Annotated in this window: 15 protein-coding genes; 11 read left to right on the top strand and 4 right to left on the bottom strand. The window is 71.0% G+C overall.

The genetic code is table 11. The features are described from left to right. Positions 1-42: 42 nt before the first annotated feature. Positions 43-1,017 (top strand): S66 peptidase family protein, encoded by a 975-nt coding sequence (locus WMF26_RS25705; RefSeq protein WP_437994824.1) that lies wholly within the window; start codon positions 43-45, stop codon positions 1,015-1,017. 36 nt (positions 1,018-1,053) lie between these two features. On the opposite strand, the gene WMF26_RS25700 is transcribed toward WMF26_RS25705, so the two are convergent. Further along, a complete protein-coding gene (locus WMF26_RS25700; protein WP_061627322.1) occupies positions 1,054-1,980 on the bottom strand; it encodes a lysophospholipid acyltransferase family protein in 927 nt (308 codons plus the stop codon). A 99-nt stretch (positions 1,981-2,079) separates the two neighbouring features. Between WMF26_RS25700 and WMF26_RS25695 the strand changes: the two genes are divergently transcribed. The 3 genes from WMF26_RS25695 to WMF26_RS25685 all read left to right on the top strand — a co-directional run bounded on the left by WMF26_RS25695 (position 2,080) and on the right by WMF26_RS25685 (position 5,114). After that, complete coding sequence (locus WMF26_RS25695; RefSeq protein WP_044988736.1) at positions 2,080-3,045, top strand: NAD-dependent epimerase/dehydratase family protein; 966 nt, start codon at positions 2,080-2,082, stop codon at positions 3,043-3,045. A 10-nt stretch (positions 3,046-3,055) separates the two neighbouring features. Next, a complete protein-coding gene (locus WMF26_RS25690) occupies positions 3,056-3,721 on the top strand; it encodes a class I SAM-dependent methyltransferase (RefSeq protein WP_437322288.1) in 666 nt (221 codons plus the stop codon). A 91-nt stretch (positions 3,722-3,812) separates the two neighbouring features. Further along, the gene (locus WMF26_RS25685; protein ID WP_437994823.1) at positions 3,813-5,114 is read left to right on the top strand and encodes a hypothetical protein; all 1,302 of its coding nucleotides are present in this window, start codon (positions 3,813-3,815) and stop codon (positions 5,112-5,114) included. Positions 5,115-5,182: 68 nt separating this feature from the next. Here the strand turns inward: WMF26_RS25685 and WMF26_RS25680 are convergent, their stop codons facing one another. Together WMF26_RS25680 and WMF26_RS25675 are read right to left on the bottom strand one after the other, a co-directional pair. Further along, positions 5,183-6,274: a hypothetical protein gene (locus WMF26_RS25680; RefSeq protein ID WP_437994822.1), complete on the bottom strand. Its 1,092-nt coding sequence runs from the start codon at positions 6,272-6,274 to the stop codon at positions 5,183-5,185. Positions 6,275-6,304: 30 nt separating this feature from the next. Then, a complete protein-coding gene (locus WMF26_RS25675) occupies positions 6,305-9,466 on the bottom strand; it encodes a TonB-dependent receptor (RefSeq protein WP_437994821.1) in 3,162 nt (1,053 codons plus the stop codon). A 242-nt stretch (positions 9,467-9,708) separates the two neighbouring features. Here WMF26_RS25675 and WMF26_RS25670 point away from each other — a divergent pair, with 242 nt between their 5' ends. The 7 genes from WMF26_RS25670 (at position 9,709) to WMF26_RS25640 (ending at position 16,029) form a co-directional block, all read left to right on the top strand. Then, positions 9,709-10,491 (top strand): TonB family protein, encoded by a 783-nt coding sequence (locus WMF26_RS25670; RefSeq protein ID WP_437994820.1) that lies wholly within the window; start codon positions 9,709-9,711, stop codon positions 10,489-10,491. Positions 10,492-10,659: 168 nt separating this feature from the next. Continuing rightward, positions 10,660-11,376, top strand: a complete 717-nt coding sequence (locus WMF26_RS25665) for a MotA/TolQ/ExbB proton channel family protein (RefSeq protein ID WP_437994819.1) — start codon at positions 10,660-10,662, stop codon at positions 11,374-11,376. 111 nt (positions 11,377-11,487) lie between these two features. After that, a complete protein-coding gene (locus tag WMF26_RS25660) occupies positions 11,488-11,904 on the top strand; it encodes an ExbD/TolR family protein (RefSeq protein ID WP_020737071.1) in 417 nt (138 codons plus the stop codon). Positions 11,905-11,909: 5 nt separating this feature from the next. Then, positions 11,910-12,365: an ExbD/TolR family protein gene (locus tag WMF26_RS25655; protein WP_437948836.1), complete on the top strand. Its 456-nt coding sequence runs from the start codon at positions 11,910-11,912 to the stop codon at positions 12,363-12,365. Between the two features lie 111 nt (positions 12,366-12,476). Then, positions 12,477-13,874: a phosphomethylpyrimidine synthase ThiC gene (thiC, locus tag WMF26_RS25650; protein ID WP_061627330.1), complete on the top strand. Its 1,398-nt coding sequence runs from the start codon at positions 12,477-12,479 to the stop codon at positions 13,872-13,874. A gap of 35 nt (positions 13,875-13,909) precedes the next feature. After that, positions 13,910-14,689: a thiamine biosynthesis protein gene (locus WMF26_RS25645; protein WP_437994818.1), complete on the top strand. Its 780-nt coding sequence runs from the start codon at positions 13,910-13,912 to the stop codon at positions 14,687-14,689. Between the two features lie 287 nt (positions 14,690-14,976). Beyond that, positions 14,977-16,029, top strand: coding sequence for a type IV pilus twitching motility protein PilT (locus WMF26_RS25640; protein WP_061627595.1), 1,053 nt, complete (start codon positions 14,977-14,979; stop codon positions 16,027-16,029). A gap of 263 nt (positions 16,030-16,292) precedes the next feature. Here the strand turns inward: WMF26_RS25640 and WMF26_RS25635 are convergent, their stop codons facing one another. After that, positions 16,293-16,514: a hypothetical protein gene (locus WMF26_RS25635; RefSeq protein ID WP_437994817.1), complete on the bottom strand. Its 222-nt coding sequence runs from the start codon at positions 16,512-16,514 to the stop codon at positions 16,293-16,295. Positions 16,515-16,866: the final 352 nt, after the last annotated feature.

Below are 16,866 nucleotides of genomic sequence, written 5' to 3'. Positions count from 1 at the left end.
GCGCAACGGAGAGCGATTGAGCCACCGAGGCACAGGGGCGACGTGCCCTCTCTGATCCTCCCCCCGGCGCTCCGGCCGGGCGACACCGTCGCCGTGATCGCCCCCTCCAGCCCGTTCGAGCACGTCCTCGCGCGGGTCGGCCTCGGCTGGCTGGCCCAGCGCTACCGCGTGCTCTTCGACACCGGCGCGGGCCCTCCGCTCGCCGGCGACAGCCGCAAGGGCGGGGAGCCGTCGCTCTCGGCGCCCTCCAGCCGCGGGCTGTTCGCGCGGACCGGCTACCTCGCCGGCAGCGACGCGCGGAGGATGGACGAGCTCGCCCGCGCGCTGTCCCACCCCGACGTGCGCGCCATCTTCGCGGCCCGCGGCGGCTACGGCGCGAACCGCTTCGTCCACCGGATCGACTGGAGCGTCCTCGCCGAGCGCCCTCGCTGGATCGTCGGCTTCTCCGACGTCACCGCCCTGCACGTCGAGGCCGCGCGCGCCGGCGTCGCGTCGCTCCACGGCGCCCACGTCACCGCGCTCGGCCGCGGCGACGCCCGCGCCCGCGCCGCGTTGCTCCGCGCCCTCGAAGATCCGCTGGGCGAGCGCCGCTTCGACGGCCTGACCACGCTGCGCGCCGGCGCCGCCGAGGGGCCGCTCTTCGGCGGCAACCTCGCCCTGCTCCACGCCTGCGCCGCGGCCGGCCGCCTGCGCGTGCCGGAGGGGTGCGTCCTCCTGCTCGAGGACGTCACCGAGCGGCCCTACCGCATCGATCGCATGCTCGCGACGCTGGAGGTCGGCGGCCACCTCGCGCCGGCCGCGGCGGTGGTCTTGGGCGACTTCGAGCAGTGCCCCCCAGGCCCGGACGGCGTCACCGTGGACGAGGTCCTGCGCGACAGGCTGCTCCCGCTGGGCGTCCCCGTCGTCGCCGGGCTGCCGATCGGCCACGGCCTCCGCAACGAGCCCGCCATCCTCGGCGGCCGCGCGCGCGTCGTCTCGCTCGGCCCCGAGGCCGTGGTCACGCTGGCGGGCGCCTGAGCGCCCGCCGCGCCGGCGCCCGCCCGCGCCGCGCGGTCACCAGAAGACGCTCTTCCGCTCCTTCAGCCCGCGGTTCAGCATCGACTGGATCCGGCCCTTCACGAGCGCGACCTTCTCCTGGATCACCGCGTCGTCGTCGTCGGGGTCGCCGTGGAACGTCATGGGCTCGCCGAAGTAGATCCGGTATCGCGTCGGCAGCGGCATCTGCCCGCCGGGGATCAGCAGCTGGGGGATGATGGGGAATGTCGGCATCCCGAGCGCCTTCGACACCGACTCCAGGTTGCCGAGCGAGATGTACTGCTCCTCGCCCCCGATCACGGCGATGGGCACGATCGGCGTGTCGGTCTCGAGCGCGAGCCGCATGAACCCGAGCCCGAAATCGAGCAGCTGATACCGGCTCGAGAACCCCTTCGAGATCCCGCGCGTCCCCTCCGGGAACACAAGGATCGCCGCGCCCATGTCGAGCAGCCGCCGCGCGTTCTCGGGCACGCCGACCACCTGGCCCACGCGCGAGAAGAAGGTCGCCACGAACGGCAGGGTCTGCGTCCACTTCTCGACCATGCTCCGCATCACCCGCGGCGGCTCCGCGTCGAGGAACAGCGAGGCCGCGATGAGCATGCCGTCGAACGGGAGCTGGCCGGAGTGGTTGGCGATCAAGAGGACCCGGCCGGTCGGAATGCGGTCGATGCCGAACACCTCGGTCCGGAAATAGAAGCGATGAAAGAACGCCGCGACCCCGACCGCGTACTTCGCCCACTCGCGGTCGAGCCCGAACGGATCCACCCCGTCCGCGGCGTGCGGCAGCGCGACCCGGCGCAGCCGGTCCTCGAAGTCCTGACCGAGCAGCCGGATGGTCGCGTCGTCGATCGTGCCGCGCAGGCTGTCGACCCCGAGTCTCGCGAGCGGCAACGCGCTGTGGGAGACGAAGTGACTCAGCCTGGCGAGCGTCGTTCTGCTGGCCATGGGCGCGGGACGATAGCAAACCTCGCGTGGGCCTGCACCGCCAGGAAGGGCTTGACCATCGGCCTCCTCGAAGCGACCGTCGCTCCGATGAGCGAACGCATGCTCGGTCGAGCCCGCCGCCCCGGCGCCGACACCGATCCGTCCCTCCGGCCCATCCTCATCACCGGCATCTGCGGCCGTCTCGGACGGCGGCTGGCGCGGCGGCTGCACCGCGAGCGGCGCGTGATCGGCGTCGACCGGCGCAGCTTCGACGGCCGCCCCAAGGACATCGAGCATCACCAGATCGATATCCGCCGCAAGAAGACCCAGGACATCTTCCGCCAGGAGCAGCTCGCCGCCGTGGTCCACCTCGGGGTCATGCACGACCCGCGGGCCAGCCAGATGGAGCACCACAGCTGGAACCTCGCCGGCTTCCAGCGGCTGCTCGAGTTCGTCGCGCAGTACGACGTGCCCAAGCTCATCGTGCTGTCGAGCGCGAACGCCTACGGGCCGCGCGCGGACAACCCGCAGTTCATCACCGAGGACGCGCCGCTGCTCGGCGGCGCGTCGTTCAGCGAGATCCGCGACCTCATCGAGGTCGACATGCTGGCGCAGTCGTTCTTCTGGAAGCACCCGCAGACCGAGACGGTCATCCTCCGGCCCGTCCACATCCTCGGCTCCGTGCGCAACGCGCCGTCGAACTACCTCCGGCTCAACGTCATCCCGACGCTCCTCGGCTTCGATCCGATGGTGCAGGTCATCCACCAGGACGACGTGGTCTCCGCGATCGCCGCGGCGCTCCGCCCGGGCGTGCGCGGGATCTTCAACCTCGCGGGGCCGGCGCCGCTGCCGCTCTCGCGCGTCATCGACATGACCGGGCGCGCGCGCGCCGCGATCCCTCACTTCGTGATGCAGACGATCATCCCGCGGCTCTGGCGGTTCCGGGCGACTTCGTTCCCGGCCCCCGAGCTCGATCACATCCGCTACGTGTGCATGGTCGACGACACGCGGGCGCGCGAGATCCTCGGCTACACGCACCAGCACGACATCCAGGAGACCGTCCAGGCGGTCGACGACATCACCTGAAGAGCGCGTCATGAAGCGAGCGACCCGGATCGAGCGCCTCGTCGACTACTACGAGGACTTCGCGCCCGACTACGTCTCCACCTGGAAGGACATCCAGCATTACGAGAAGCCCGTGCGCGCGTTCCTGCGCGACGCCGTCCCCGAGGGGGGCCGCGTGCTCGACGCCGGCTGCGGTCCGGGCCACCTCACGCGCGATCTCCCGCCGTCCATCGACGTCGTGGGCTTCGACATCGCCGAGCGCATGCTCGAGATCGCCCGCAAGAAGCGCCCCCACGGCGCCTACCACCGGCACGACTACCACGCCCCGATCCCCCGCTCGTGGGGGCGGTTCGACGTCGCGCTCGCCCTCGGAACGCTGGAGTTCTGCGACGATCTCGCGCTCGTCCTCAAGAACCTCGCCGGCGCGATGCGCTCCGGCGGCCGGATGCTGGTGAGCATCGTCGAGCGCAGGCCGCATGTCAGGATGCACGAGCGCGCCGCGCGCCCGCTCTCCGACGTCGAGCTGTCCGGCGTGAGCATGTATCTTTACACCTTCGCCGAGCAGACCGACGCCATCCAGCGCGCGGGCCTGCTCCCGCGCAGCTACCGGCTGCACCCGGGCTGGCGACACACCGAGTACGACGTCGACGTGCTCTACGCCCTCTGGGATCTCGAGGCCCCGCGCGGCCGCCCCTGATGCGCCGATGCGCCGATGCGCCGATGCGCCGCGGACATCGCGGCGAGCCTTTCCGCGCCGCGCCGTCCGCGGTAGAGAGAGCGACGGTGCGATGGGAGTGAAGCTCGGGGGCACCTTCCTGATCTGCGCGATGGGGCCTCTGCACCAGGCCGGCGCGTGCATCCAGGCCAGCCGGGTGCCGGACGGGCTCCGGGAGCTCGCCCCGGAGGGGCTCCTCGGCGGCTTCCAGCGCGGGATCGAGCAGGCGGCGAAGCTCGCCGGCGTCCGCAGGGAGGACGTCGAGCGCCTCCTCCCCATGGAGGACGTGCGCGCGGCGATCGAGCAGCTCGGCGACAGCCAGACCGAGGCCGTGGTCGCGTGGGACGTCTACGCGGGGCGCATCGGCGGGCTGCTCGAGGGGGTCGCCGAGGTGACCAACCACGGGCAGGCGCCGGACGTGAGCCTGTGCCTGGAGCGGCTGGCGAACAAGGTCCGGCGCGATCGCCCCTTCGCGGAGCCGCTCCAGGCGCTCGCGGAGGACGTGTCGCAATGGCAGGCGATGATCGGCCGCTGCCGCAAGCTGCTCGACGAGAGCGGCGGCGGCGCGCTCGCCAAGGCGTATCGCCGCCGGCAGATCCGCAAGCTCGGCTCGATCGCGGTCTCGGCGCTCGTCATCGTGGCGGCGCTCTCGGTGATCGTGCGGGTCCAGACCGCCCGCAAGCGGGTCGACGCGCTCCTCGCGCGCCCGGACGTGTGCGCCGTCCGCGAGATCGCGCAGGGCGATCTCGGCCGCGCGGCGAGCGACCAGCAGCGGCGCGTGGCCGAGCGGATCGAGCAGTGCGCCGAGGTGGAGGCCCGCGAGGCGCGCGAGCGCGAGGAGCGGGAGCGCGCCGAGGAGAGGGCGCGCGAGGAGCAGCGGCGCCGCGCCGAGCGCGACGAGAAGTGCGCCGCGCTCGCCGTGCGGTTCAAGGCGGGGGCGTTCTCGGAGGAGGACGGCAAGATCGCCGGCGTGAGCAACGACCTGCTCCGGCGGATCGCGCAGCGGAGGCTCCTCGCCACGGACGTCGGCCCGACCGGTCCGGCGCTGCCGTGCGAGGGCGCGCGCGGCGGCGACGAGCTGCGCGCGGCGTTCGCGGAGGCCTTGCTCGCGTCGGTCTGGACGTGGGTGCCGTCCGCCGATCCCGGGCCGAAGCTCGGCGAGGTGCTCGCGGCGCGCAGCGCGGAGCTGCCCCCGCGCGCGCGGACGATGCTGTCGTCCCGCACCGTGCACGAGTCCAAGCGGGCCATCGTGTCGGGCGATCCGGCCGCGCTCGGGAGGGCGTCGCGCCTGTGCGCGCTCACGGCCACGCTCGAGATCGCGAGCGGCGCCGGGTGCGCGGCGCTGGAGAGGCTCGCCGTCAAGCCGGCGCCTTGAGGGCGTGAGGGGAGGGGGGAACCGGAGCAGCGCGGGCGCGACGATGGGCGTCGCGCCCGCGGGGATGCCTACTTCTTGAAGGCGGGGATCGACTCCGAGTCGAGCACGCAGACGAAGGCGACGGGGTCGCACTTCACCTTGAGGTCCGGGGAGATGCCGGAGAGCGGATCCTGGCAGATGGATTCATCCCCCTTGCCCGTGGGGAGCGGATCGCCTTCGGGATCGGGGTTCTCGCCGTAGACCTGACAATCGACCATCGGCCACACCCCGACGACCTTGTACGTCGCCGAGCAGCTCTCTTCCGAGTACGTGACTTCAGCCTCGAACTGATTCCCGAGGTTGGCCGACGTCACGTACAGGCGCACGTTGCGCCACTCGAGCTTGCGCGATCCCGGCTCGAGCGTCGGCTCGCCGCCGCCGCCAGCGCCGCCGTCACCGGCGCCGCCAGCGCCGCCGTCACCAGCGCCGCCGTCACCAGCGCCGCCAGCGCCGCCGTCACCAGCACCGCCGTCACCGGCGCCACCAGCACCGCCCTCGCCGCCAGCGCCGCCGTCACCAGCGCCGCCCTCGCCGCCGGCGCCGCCGTCACCAGCGCCGCCCTCGCCGCCAGCGCCGCCGTCACCAGCGCCGCCCTCGCCGCCGGCGCCGCCGTCGCCAGCGCCGCCCTCGCCGCCAGCGCCGCCGTCACCAGCGCCGCCTTCGCCGCCGGCGCCGCCCTCGCCAGAGGGCAGCACCACCACCTCGGCAGGATCGAGCGACGACACCGTACAGATCTCGTTGTCATCCGGCTCGATCGACGTGAAGAACCCGACCGCGAACGGGTTCAGGTCCGGGTTCGGGTCGACCGTGGCGCCGCCGCGGGACCAGCCGCCGAACTCCTCGGTCTGGATCGCGACGAGCTTCTTATCGCTGTCGGGGATCTGGTCGCCGTTCTCGTTGGGGTTGTACGCCTGCATCCCGACGCGCTCGACCGTGCCTGCCTTCCGGCCGCAGGGGCTCTCCTCATCCCCGTCGATCAGCGTGAACTTCGCCGCGAACGGGGATACGAGCGCGGTGCCGACCGTGCATTCGGGCTTGGGCTGCGAGCAGCCCGGCGACATCGCCGCGAGCGGTGAGAGCGCCGCGAGCCCCGTCATCCAAACAAGCCATCGCCTCTTCATCGCTTGCTTCCTTTCACGCGCGCGCCGCGCCTAGAACGTGACCCGCGCGCCGAACCGGAACTGCCGGGGCGTCTGGTACTGCGTCGGCTTGCCGAAGTTCGGGTTCTTGGCCGTTTCCTTGAGCGGCTGGCCGTCCGTGGTGGTGACGCACGTCGGGGTCGCCTCGAGCTGCTCGATCGTTCCATTGACGCACGGGTTCACGTCGGCCGTGGTGTAGCGCTGGTCCACCGCGACGATCTCCTGGAAGTTGAAGATGTTGAAGACATCCATGCTGACGGTGAGCTCGCTGTCCTTCGCGAGCTTGACCGAATAGCCGAGGTGGCCGTCGAAGTTGTGCTGCCAGGGCAGCCGGCCGCCCGCGCCGCGGGGCAGGATGAACGACTCGTCGTAGCTGTACAGGTAGTGCGAGCCCCAGTAGTCGATCGGGGCGCCGGAGCGCGACCGGTAGGTGAGGCCGAGATCGATGAGCATGTTGTTCGGGAGCACGAACGTCTTCGCGCCGTAGATCTTGATCTCGTGCGTGTTGTCGCCGGGCAGGGCCCCGTCGCGGTTGACGAGGAGCGAGGCCAGATCGAACTCGGTGTTGATGTTCGGATCGAGCTGATCGGTCTCGGGCCTGAAGAGGCCCGGGTAGTTGCCGCGCAGGTAGGACAGCGTGTAGCTCGCCTGGGCGAGCCACAGGTCGGCGAAGGCCTTCTGGAAATAGAGGGTCAGCGCGTCGTAGTCGCGCGTCGCCTCGGGGAAGTCCTTCGCGATCCCCTTGCCGGGGTTGCCGATGAAGTAGGTGTTCGCCTCATCGCGGCTCATGTCCTCGATGACGTTGTTCATCCAGCGCTTCGTGTACGTCGCGCCGAGGCGCGCGTTCTCGATGATCTCGTACTCGCCGCCGATCACGAGCTCGTCCGACGACTGCGGCGACAGGTCGGGATCCACCGGGGACTTGCCGCCGCCGAGCGTGAGCCACTCGCGGTTCGGGTCGTAGTCCCCAAGGATCGTGGGCCGGTTCGCGTCGTTCCGGCACTGCCCTTCGCCGTAGCCCTTCCCGTCCACGGGATCGGCAGGGTTGCAGCCCCCCGGGCCGGCGACGTGGTAGGAGCGGATGTTCCGCTCGTCGCCGAAGGCGCGATCCATCATGTCGAGGGGGACGCTCTCGTAATACCGCGCGAAGTTCGCGAACACCTTCGAGCGGCCCTGCTGCGTGATGTCGTAGACGACGCCCACGCGCGGCGACCACTGGTTCGCGAGCGCCAGCCCGAGCTTGCCGTCGCCGGCGTACAGGTACTGCGCGTCGTAGCGCAGCCCGATGTTCAGCGTCACCTGGTCGAGGATGCTCCAGCTGTCCTGCACGAACGCGCCGATCGTCGCCCCGAGCGTGTTCACGGTGACCTTGTCCTGGATCACGTACCCCTCGGGACCGGTCAGGAAGCCGAGCTGTCGCTCGTCGTGGAAGGCCGACCCGTCTCCCTCTTCCTGGTAGCTGGTGCCGCCCGCGTACGCCTTGATGTGCTCGTACGTCGTGATCTCGCCGTCGATGCCGGCCTTGACCACGTGGTGACCGAGCCCCTCGAAGATGCTCGTCACCATCGCCTTGAGCTGGAAGCGGTTGAGCGACGCGTCGTCGAGGAAGTCGGGGCCGCCGTCCCAGTACGTGCGCACCGCGCACGGCACCGCGACGACCTCGCCGTCCGCGTTGCGCAGCGGCTCGCACATCGCCCGGGCCTCGGGCGAGAGCTTCTCGAACTCGTAGATCGAGCGCCGGTGGGGGTCGAACCTCGCCCAGAGCACGAAGGGCCTGCCCGACAGGCCTTCGTTCGACGCGATCTCCGAGCCGTCCGGGGCCAGCCGCGCGCTGCGCTGGTTGTGCCAGCCGAGCGTCGCGTCGAACAGGAGGGTCTTGTTGTTGAACGCCGACGCCCACTTCAGCGCGACGTCGGTGGACGACGCCACGTACTCGTGCGCGATCGCGCTGTACCGGCCGGTGATGTTGGCCGCCTCGACGACGCCCCGCGCCGGGTCGAACCCGAAGTTGCCGTCGCCGCCGGAGTACTGCGGCGATCCGTAGACCGAGAGCGCGATGCTGTGATCCGGGTTGATCTGGTAGGTCAGCTTGCCGAGGTACTGCAGCGTCTGCTCCTCGGCGCGGTAGAACCGCTGCGTGCCCGGCAGCCGGTCGACGACGTTGAAATTCGTCTCGGGATCCTTCACCGGCTCGAAGGTGGTCGGGTCGTAGCGCGTGGCGAACAGGTTGCGCTCCATCTCGTAGCTCTTGAACGCGATCGCGGCGCCCGCGTAGAACCAGAGCTTGTCCTTCAGGATGGGGCCGCCGACCTCGAAGCCGTAGTCGCGGATGGACGACAGGCGCGTGTCGGTCTGGATGGTGTCGCCCTGGCGGCGGACCTCCTTGATCTTCCCCTCGAACGCGCCGGGCGTGATGTTGAAGAAGACCGAGCCCTGGAACGTGTTGCCGCCGCTCTTCGTCACGACGTCGAGGACGCCGCCGGTCGCGCGGCCGTACTCGGGCATGTACCCGCCGGCCACCACGTTCACCTCCTTGATGAACTCCATGGTGAGCGGCGTGCCGATGATCCCGTATGCGGGGTCGTTCACCGAGAGGCCGTCGATCACGTACTGGTTCTCGGGGGACGACGTGCCGGCGATCGACGTGCCGTACTCGTCCGCCTGCGCGCCGGGCGTGATCGCCGCGACCGACTCGAACGAGCGCGACGCCGCGCCCTTGCCCGTCGGGGGCGCCACGGCGATGCGCCGCGTGAAGTCCCCCGTGATGCTCTGGCCCACCGTGCTCGAGCCGACGTCGACCGTCGGCGCGCGGCCGACCACGACGATCTCCTCCGCCTTCAGCGCCTCCGGGAGCAGCTCCACGTTGACGCGGATCGTCGTCCCGGTGCGGACCGCGATTCCGCTGCGCACGTAAGGCTTGTACGACTCCTTCTCCAGGCGGAGTGTGTAGTCGCCTGGCGGCAGGTTCGGGATACGGTACTGGCCGGTGCCGTCCGTGACCACGAGCTGCTCCCCTTGCAGCTCGGGCGACGTCGCCGTCACGACCACATCGGCGGCGGGCGCTTTGCTCGAGGCGTCAATTACCCGTCCGATCAGAACGCTGTTGCCCGTCTGCGCGAGCGCCGGGGCCGCGGTCAACAAAGTCATGGCGAGCAGCAGCAACGCCGCCCACATCCCCCACGGCGCACGTGGTGAGCGCGCTCCGTGTTTCATCCTCTTTTCGAGAAACTTCACGGAATTCCCTCCAGAAGTGTAGGCCCCTCGAGTCCCTCCTTACCCTAGACAGGAATCGCGCGAGACAATAGACTTTTTTGTAGTACTTGCTCGCTTGTGCACTCCGGGTAGGCGCCGCACGCCCCCACACGTCGCGGCCCATCGACGCAGATCAGCTCGAGTTCTAGGAGTTACGACCCCCCATGTTCGACTCGGTACTCGGTCGCACCACCGCCACCCAGGGGCGTCTCGGGACGGGCGCAATGCTCTCCATCGTCGCCCACGCGGCGATCGCGGGGGCCCTCCTCTGGCAGGCCACGCGCCCTCGGGTCGAGAAGCAGAAGGACGTCGAGGTGACGTTCTTCGCCCCGGCGCCGCCGCCCCCGCCGCCCCCGCCGCCGCCGCCTCCGCCGGGCGGCGGCGCGAAGCGGCCGCCGAAGGTGGAGCAGCGGATCGAGCAGCCGAAGCCTGTCAAGACGCCGGACACCATTTACGACATGCCGGAGAAGCCCAAGGCCAAGGCGCCTGAGCCGGAGCCGCCCAAGCAAGAGGCCCCGGAGCAGCCCGGCGGCGTCGAGGGCGGCGTCGAGGGCGGCGTTCAAGGGGGGACCGTCGGCGGCCAGGTCGGCGGGCAGATCGGCGGTCAGCTGGGCGGCCAGCTCGGCGGCCAGCTCGGCAGTACGGCGCCGCCGCAAAACGTGGTGCTGCCGTTCGGCGCCGGGATGAACCGGCCGACGATGATCTCGGGGCGAGATCCGCAGTACACGCGCGAGGCGCTCGCCGCGCGGGTGGAGGGGCTCGCGATTGTCAAGTGCGTCATCAAGACCGACGGCTCGCTGACCAATTGCCGGATGGTCAAGTCACTCCCGCACATGGATCGGGCGATCCTCGATGCGCTCTCGGGCCGTCGCTACACCCCCGTGATGTACCAGGGGCGCCCGGTCTCGGTCGACTATGTGTTCAACATCCGGCTCAAGCTCCCTTGACCGCCGGCGGCCGGGTGTTGTTGAACGGACGGGGCACGTAGTAGACAAGGTCACGGGGTAGGTACGCTCTGCTGTACTGTCGAGTTCGCTGCGGCGTCCAGAGGCGCTGATCCAGCATAGCTGAAACCATCACGACACCAGGGGGCGCCAGGAGGCGCGAGCGAGACGATGCAATTCACGTTGATTGAGCTGTGGGGCCACATGGGGCTCTTCGCGAAGCTGATCGTCTTCGCGCTGGCCCTCATGTCCGTGTCGTCCCTGATCGTCTTCGGCGAGCGCCTCGTCGTGTCGCTCAAGTCGCGCGCCGCCTCGCGCGCGTTCGCGGAGCGGGTGGGGCCGATGCTCGCCCGGGGCGAGCTCGACGGCGCCCGGGCCGCCGCCAAGCCCGCGGGGGAGATCGGCTATCTCGGCCGGGTCATCGGCGCCGGGCTCGCCGCCTACGCGTCGAGCGCGCCCTCGCGGCTGCCGGCGCAGGGGCACGAGCGCGACGGCGTGTTCGAGTCGGTGTCGCGCGCGCTGGAGCGGCAGGCGCAGCGCGAGGTGCTCAGCCTGAAGCGCGGCTACGGCCTGCTCGCCACGGTCGGCTCCACGGCGCCGTTCGTCGGCTTGCTCGGGACGGTCATGGGCATCGTGACCGCGTTCCAGCAGATGGCGGCCTCCGGCTCCGGCGGCCTCGGCACCGTCTCGGCGGGCATCGCGGAGGCGCTGGTCACGACCGCCTTCGGCCTGCTCGTCGCGATCCCGGCCGTCATGGCCTACAACTACCTCCAGGGTTGGGTCGACGCCCGGGCGATCGACATCTCGGAGTCGTCGAACGAGTTCCTCGACATCGTGGCGAAGCGGCTCGACGGCCGCCTCGCGCCGGCCGCCGACGAGGCCGCTTGACACAGAGCCCGCGCGACACGGCGCCTGTCTGGTCGCGGGGAGCGGCGCGCGTCGCCGCGCGCCCGCGGCGAGGCGCGCGCTGACGCGCCCAGCCGGGAAGCGAGCGTTCCAATGGGGATGGCTGTCGGCCCGCAGAAGGGCCCCAAGAGCGAGATCAACGTCACGCCGCTCGTCGACGTCGTCCTCGTCCTGCTCATCATCTTCATGGTCGTCACGCCGATGCTCCAGCGCGGCAAGGACGTGAAGCTGCCGCAGGCCGCGAAGGTGGACGAGGAGAAGAAGGAGGTCGACCCGCTGATCCTCTCCGTGACGCTGGAGAAGACGGTGTGGGTCGAGAACGACCAGTACGACGAGGCCGGGCTCGCCGAGCGGCTCACGCGCGAGTTCGCCGCGCAGCCGGGGCGCAAGGTGCTCGTCAAGGGGGACCAGCGCCTCTCGTTCGGCGACGTCCGCCGGGTGATGGAGACGGCGCGCAAGTCGGGCGCCAAGAGCGTGTCGCTGGCGGTCGAGGAGCTGAAGGGGAGGTAGCGGCGATGAGCGCGCGCGCGAAGAGGAAGTTCGTCGTGAAGCCGGCGGTGCCGCTGAACTCCGACATCAACGTGACGCCGCTCGTCGACGTCGTGCTGGTGCTGCTGATCATTTTCATGGTCGTGACGCCGCTGCTCGAGAAGGACATCGGCGTGCGCGTGCCGGACACCGAGCAGGTCAAGGAGGACACCCCTCCGCCGCCCGACCAGCTGGTCGTCCGGGTGAACGCGCAGGGCGAGCTCATGGTGAACGACGAGCGGGTCGAGCGCGCCGATCTCGTCGGCAAGCTCAGGCCGCTCCTCGAGCGCCAGAGCAGGCCGCAGGACCGGATCGTCTTCGTGGTCGCGGACGACGCCGCCGTCTACGGCACCGTCGTCGAGGTGCTCGACGGCGCGAAGGCGGCCGGCGCGCAGACGCTCGGCATGATGACCGAGCTCCCCGAGCCGCCGCCGTCGCCCTGAGCGCGCCGCGGGCTCTGGTCTGCGGCTCGGGGCGGGCGGCCCGGCGCGACGCGAGGCTTGCGTCGCGCGCGGTCGCGACCTACACCGCCCACCTCGAAAGCGAGGTCGTCGATGTTGCGGACCGAATGGGTGAGCAAGCGCGCCGGGAGCCCCAACCAGAGCCAGATGCACTTCGCGCGGAAGGGCATCGTCACGGAGGAGATGGAGTACGTCGCCCGCCGTGAGAACCTCGCGCCCGAGCTCATCCGCAGCGAGGTCGCGCGCGGCCGGATGATCATCCCCGCCAACAAGAACCACCTGAACCTCGAGCCGATGTGCATCGGCATCGCGTCGCTCTGCAAGGTGAACGCGAACATCGGGAACAGCCAGACCACGAGCGACGTGAACGGCGAGCTCGAGAAGCTGCGCTACGCCGTCAAGTACGGCGCCGACACCGTGATGGACCTGTCGACCGGCGGCGACATCGACGGCATCCGCCGGGCGATCATCGCCGACTCCCCGGTGCCGATCGGCACGGTGCCGATCTACCAGGCGCTCGAGGTTTGCAAGGGCACGGCCAAGATGACGGCCGACGACCTCATCGACATGCTCGAGCACCAGGCGAAGCAGGGGGTCGATTACTTCACGATCCACGCGGGCGTGCTGCTCGAGCACCTGCCGCTCGTGAAGGGCCGCATCACCGGCATCGTCTCGCGCGGCGGCTCGATCATGGCGCAGTGGATGATCGAGCACCACAAGCAGAACCCGTTCTACACGCACTGGGACAAGGTGCTCGAGGTCTGCGCCAAGTACGACGTCACGATCTCGGCCGGCGACGGCCTCCGCCCCGGCTGCCTCCACGACGCGAGCGACGCGGCGCAGTTCGCCGAGCTGAAGACGCTCGGCGAGCTCACGAAGCGCGCCTGGGAGAAGGACGTGCAGGTCATGATCGAGGGCCCCGGGCACGTGCCGTTCGATCAGATCGCGATGAACGTGCAGAAGGAGATGGAGCTCTGCCACGAGGCGCCGTTCTACGTGCTCGGCCCGCTCGTCACCGATTTCGCGCCCGGCTACGACCACATCACGAGCTGCATCGGCGCCACGATGGCCGGCTTCGCGGGCGCCGCGATGCTCTGCTACGTGACGCCGAAGGAGCACCTCGGCCTGCCGAACCCGGAGGACGTGAAGCAGGGCCTCATCGCCTACAAGATCGCCGCGCACGCCGCGGACGTGGCGCGCAAGCGCCCGGGCGCGCGGGATCGCGACGACGCGCTGAGCCGCGCCCGCTACGCCTTCGACTGGAAGAAGCAGTTCGCGCTCTCGCTCGATCCGGAGACGGCGCAGGCGATGCACGACGAGACGCTCCCGCAGGAGTACTTCAAGACCTCGGAGTTCTGCTCGATGTGCGGGCCGAAGTTCTGCTCGATGCACATCAACCGCGTGGTCGACGAGTACAACGCGCGGCAGGATCGGCAGGAGCCCGAGAACGCGCCCACGAAGCGGTCGCTCTCGCTCATCGATCAGCCGTGAGGCAGCCGTGAGGCAGCGGTGAGGCGGGGGCAGCGGTGAGGCGGGGGAGGGGACGCGCAGGCCTCCCCGCCGCGCTGGCAGGCGGGCGCGCGTCTGCCCGCCCGCGCGCGGCCCTCGTCGCGTCCCCGGCGCCTCGCCTCGCGCGCCCGGCGCTCGTCGCGCCGCTGTCGCTTCGCCTCGCGCGCCCGGTCCTCGTCGCCTCCCTCGCGCTCGCCGTCCTCGGCCCCCTCGCGTGCCGCGGCGAGCGCGCGATCTCCACGAGCGCCTCCTCGTCGGCCTCCTCGCCCGCTGCCTCGCTGTCGGCGGCGCCGCGCCCGCCGAGCCCTCGTCTCACGGATCCGCGCTGGCGCCTCGCCGCCGGGGACGACCCGCTGGAGCGCGCCCGGCTCGCCGAGGCCGAGGGCGCGACGGGGCTCCTCGCCGGGCTGGAGGACGGCGGCGACATCGCGCTCACGGCCCTGGGCGCGCTGCCGTACGCGGACGACGCCGATCTCGCGCTCGCGCCGCTCGCCGAGCGCGCCCGCGCGGCGTCCGGTCCGTCGCTGACGCCCCTGCTCGAGGCGCTGCTCGGGATCGCCGGTCGCCCGCCGCGCCCGCGCGAGCCGCTCGACCCGGACGGGGTCCGCGCCGCGGCCGCGGCGCTGGTCGAGCTGTCGGGCAGGCGCGGCCTCCCCGCGGAGCAGCGCGCGCTCGCGATCTCGGCGGCGCGCGCCCTCGCCGAGAAGGGGCTCGTCGACCCTCGCGACATTCCCGCGGATCTGGATCCGGCGGGGCCCGACGCGGGCTCCGCGGGGGCCCAGGCGCCGCGGCCCTGACGTCCGGCGCGGCTGCGCGCCCATCGGCGCCCCGTACGGCCGTCCAGCGCGGCGTCCGCGCGGCCGTTAAGCGCGGCGTCCGCGCGGCCGTCCAGCGGGCGGTGGCCGGATTTGCACACGAAGGCGGGAAGGCGGGAAGAAAGACCAATGATCTTCCTGTCTTCCCGCCTTCATGGGGATCGCTCCGGGGCAAATCGGTCCACCACCGTCCAGCGCGGCGCCCGCGCCGCTGGATCATCCCGCCGCGCTTTGGGCCGGTTGGGGTCCCTTTTGGTACCTTCCCCCCCGTGACGACGCCGTACACCTCCGAGGCCTTCATCCATCAGCTCCTCGGCAAGGCGCTTGCCGCCCACGCCAGCGACATCCACCTGAAGGTCGGTCAGCCGCCGGGCGCGCGGGTGCGCGGCGACATGGTCTACTTCCGGGTCGACCGGATCCGGCCCGAGGACAGCGAGGCCGCGGCGCGCGTGCTGCTCGCGGGCAGGCCTTCGCGCGAGCTGCTCGCCACGCTCCAGGAGCTCGACACCGCGTATGTCGTCCCGGGGCTCGGCCGGTTCCGGGTCAACATCTACCGCCAGCGCGGCTCGCTCGCGATCGTCCTGCGCAGCATCCCCCTCAAGATCCCGACCTTCGAGGAGCTGGGCGTGCCCTCGGCCGTGCGGGCGATGGTGGAGCACGACCACGGCCTCATCCTCGTCGCGGGCACGGCGGGCAGCGGCAAGAGCACGACGCTCGCGGCGTTCGTCGCGCAGATCAACGCGACCTTGCCGCGGCACATCGTGACCCTCGAGGACCCGATCGAGCACGTGCACGAGGACAACCGCTCCAGCATCAGCCAGCGCGAGATCGGCGTCGACACGTCGGATTTCCCGACCGCGCTGCGCTCGGCGCTGCGGCAGGACCCGGACGTCGTGATGCTCAGCGCGCTGCGCGACGGCGAGTCGCTCGAGCTCGCGCTGCACGCCGCCGAGACCGGGCACCTCGTGCTCGCGGCGGTGCACACGCCGGACGTCGCGCGCACGCTCGGTCGGCTGGTGGCGCTCGGCAAGAGCCCGAGCGAGGTGCGCGATCGGCTGGCCGACTGCTTCCAGGGCGCGGTCGCGCAGCGCCTCTTGCCCCGCCGCGACGGCGCGGGGGAGGTCCTGGCCTCCGAGGTGCTGGTCGCGACGGCCGCGGTGCGCGAGGCGATCCGCCGCCCGGAGGGGAGCTCGTCGCTGCGCGAGCTGATGGAGAAGGGGGTCACGCCGTACGGCATGCAGACCTTCGAGGCGCACCTGCGGCAGCTCGTCGGCCAGGGGGCGATCGCGAAGGAGACGGCGAAGGCGGTGACGGCGCTGTAGTCGACAGGGCGGGCTGCGGTTCTTCGTCGGAATCCGTCTTCCGTCCCCCGTCCCCCGTCCCCCGTCTCCCGTGCTCCTCTTCGTGGGCGTGCGCGTGTCCGTCCTCGCTCGTGCACGGACCGGAGCGAGCACGGGAACGCGCACGCGCACGCGCACGCGCAGTGCTCAAAATTGAACATGAAGGCGGGAAGGCGGGAAGAAAAGATCAATCATCTTCCTGCCTTCCCGCCTTCATGTGAGCTCTCTCGAGGCAAATTTGAGCACTACCCGCGCACGCGCACGAAGAGGGAAGACGGGAGAGGGAAGAGGGATGATGACGAATCTATCGGGGTCAGTGTCTCGCCCGTCTTCCAGTTGAACGGATCGCCGTCCCGAACCGCGATGTTCGGCTCATCAAACTTCGCGCCCTGCTCCAAGATGGGCTCGACCCGGGCCACGTCTCCATCCAGGTCCTTCAGCGCCTTTCGCGTTCGCGAGCTGGTCACGCACCTTCCTGACCACGACGTCGCATACGGCTGCTTGCCGAAGGCCGCCGCACCCGCGGGCGAGGCGGCCGCGCCCCCGGCGAAGCGCTCCCGCACAGGAATCGCGGCACGCGGCGCGCCCCCGAGACCTTCGTGCGCCGGCGCGAAGGCTTCCGTCGCGCTCCGGAAGCTTCCGTCACGGAAACGAAGCCCTTCGCCGCGCTCCCGAGCACGACATTTCGCGTACTTGGCGGTGCCGGCCCCGCCCTCGACGGCCTCCGTCGTGCGCCGGAGGGCCAGATCCCCGGCAAATCAGACCTCCCGCTCCGCGCCGGAAGCTTCCGGCCCGCGACGGAAGCCTTCGCGCCGGCGC

Source organism: Sorangium sp. So ce185 (assembly GCF_051526825.1).
GTDB classification, from domain to species: Bacteria; Myxococcota_A; Polyangia; order Polyangiales; family Polyangiaceae; genus Sorangium; species Sorangium cellulosum_D.
The sequence above is the reverse complement of the archived record's forward strand: the minus strand, read 5'-3'. Positions and strand labels throughout refer to the sequence as shown.

Bases quoted from the DNA above. Each gene is read 5' to 3' on its own strand.
- WMF26_RS25665 (WP_437994819.1), top strand. From the start codon at position 10,660: ATGCAATTCACGTTGATTGAGCTGTGGGGCCACATGGGGCTCTTCGCG.
- WMF26_RS25690 (WP_437322288.1), top strand. From the start codon at position 3,056: ATGAAGCGAGCGACCCGGATCGAGCGCCTCGTCGACTACTACGAGGAC.
- WMF26_RS25655 (WP_437948836.1), top strand. From the start codon at position 11,910: ATGAGCGCGCGCGCGAAGAGGAAGTTCGTCGTGAAGCCGGCGGTGCCG.
- WMF26_RS25660 (WP_020737071.1), top strand. From the start codon at position 11,488: ATGGGGATGGCTGTCGGCCCGCAGAAGGGCCCCAAGAGCGAGATCAAC.
- WMF26_RS25695 (WP_044988736.1), top strand. From the start codon at position 2,080: ATGCTCGGTCGAGCCCGCCGCCCCGGCGCCGACACCGATCCGTCCCTC.
- WMF26_RS25675 (WP_437994821.1), bottom strand. From the start codon at position 9,466: ATGTGGGCGGCGTTGCTGCTGCTCGCCATGACTTTGTTGACCGCGGCC.
- WMF26_RS25685 (WP_437994823.1), top strand. From the start codon at position 3,813: ATGGGAGTGAAGCTCGGGGGCACCTTCCTGATCTGCGCGATGGGGCCT.
- WMF26_RS25670 (WP_437994820.1), top strand. From the start codon at position 9,709: ATGTTCGACTCGGTACTCGGTCGCACCACCGCCACCCAGGGGCGTCTC.
- thiC (WP_061627330.1), top strand. From the start codon at position 12,477: ATGTTGCGGACCGAATGGGTGAGCAAGCGCGCCGGGAGCCCCAACCAG.
- WMF26_RS25680 (WP_437994822.1), bottom strand. From the start codon at position 6,274: ATGAAGAGGCGATGGCTTGTTTGGATGACGGGGCTCGCGGCGCTCTCA.
- WMF26_RS25700 (WP_061627322.1), bottom strand. From the start codon at position 1,980: ATGGCCAGCAGAACGACGCTCGCCAGGCTGAGTCACTTCGTCTCCCAC.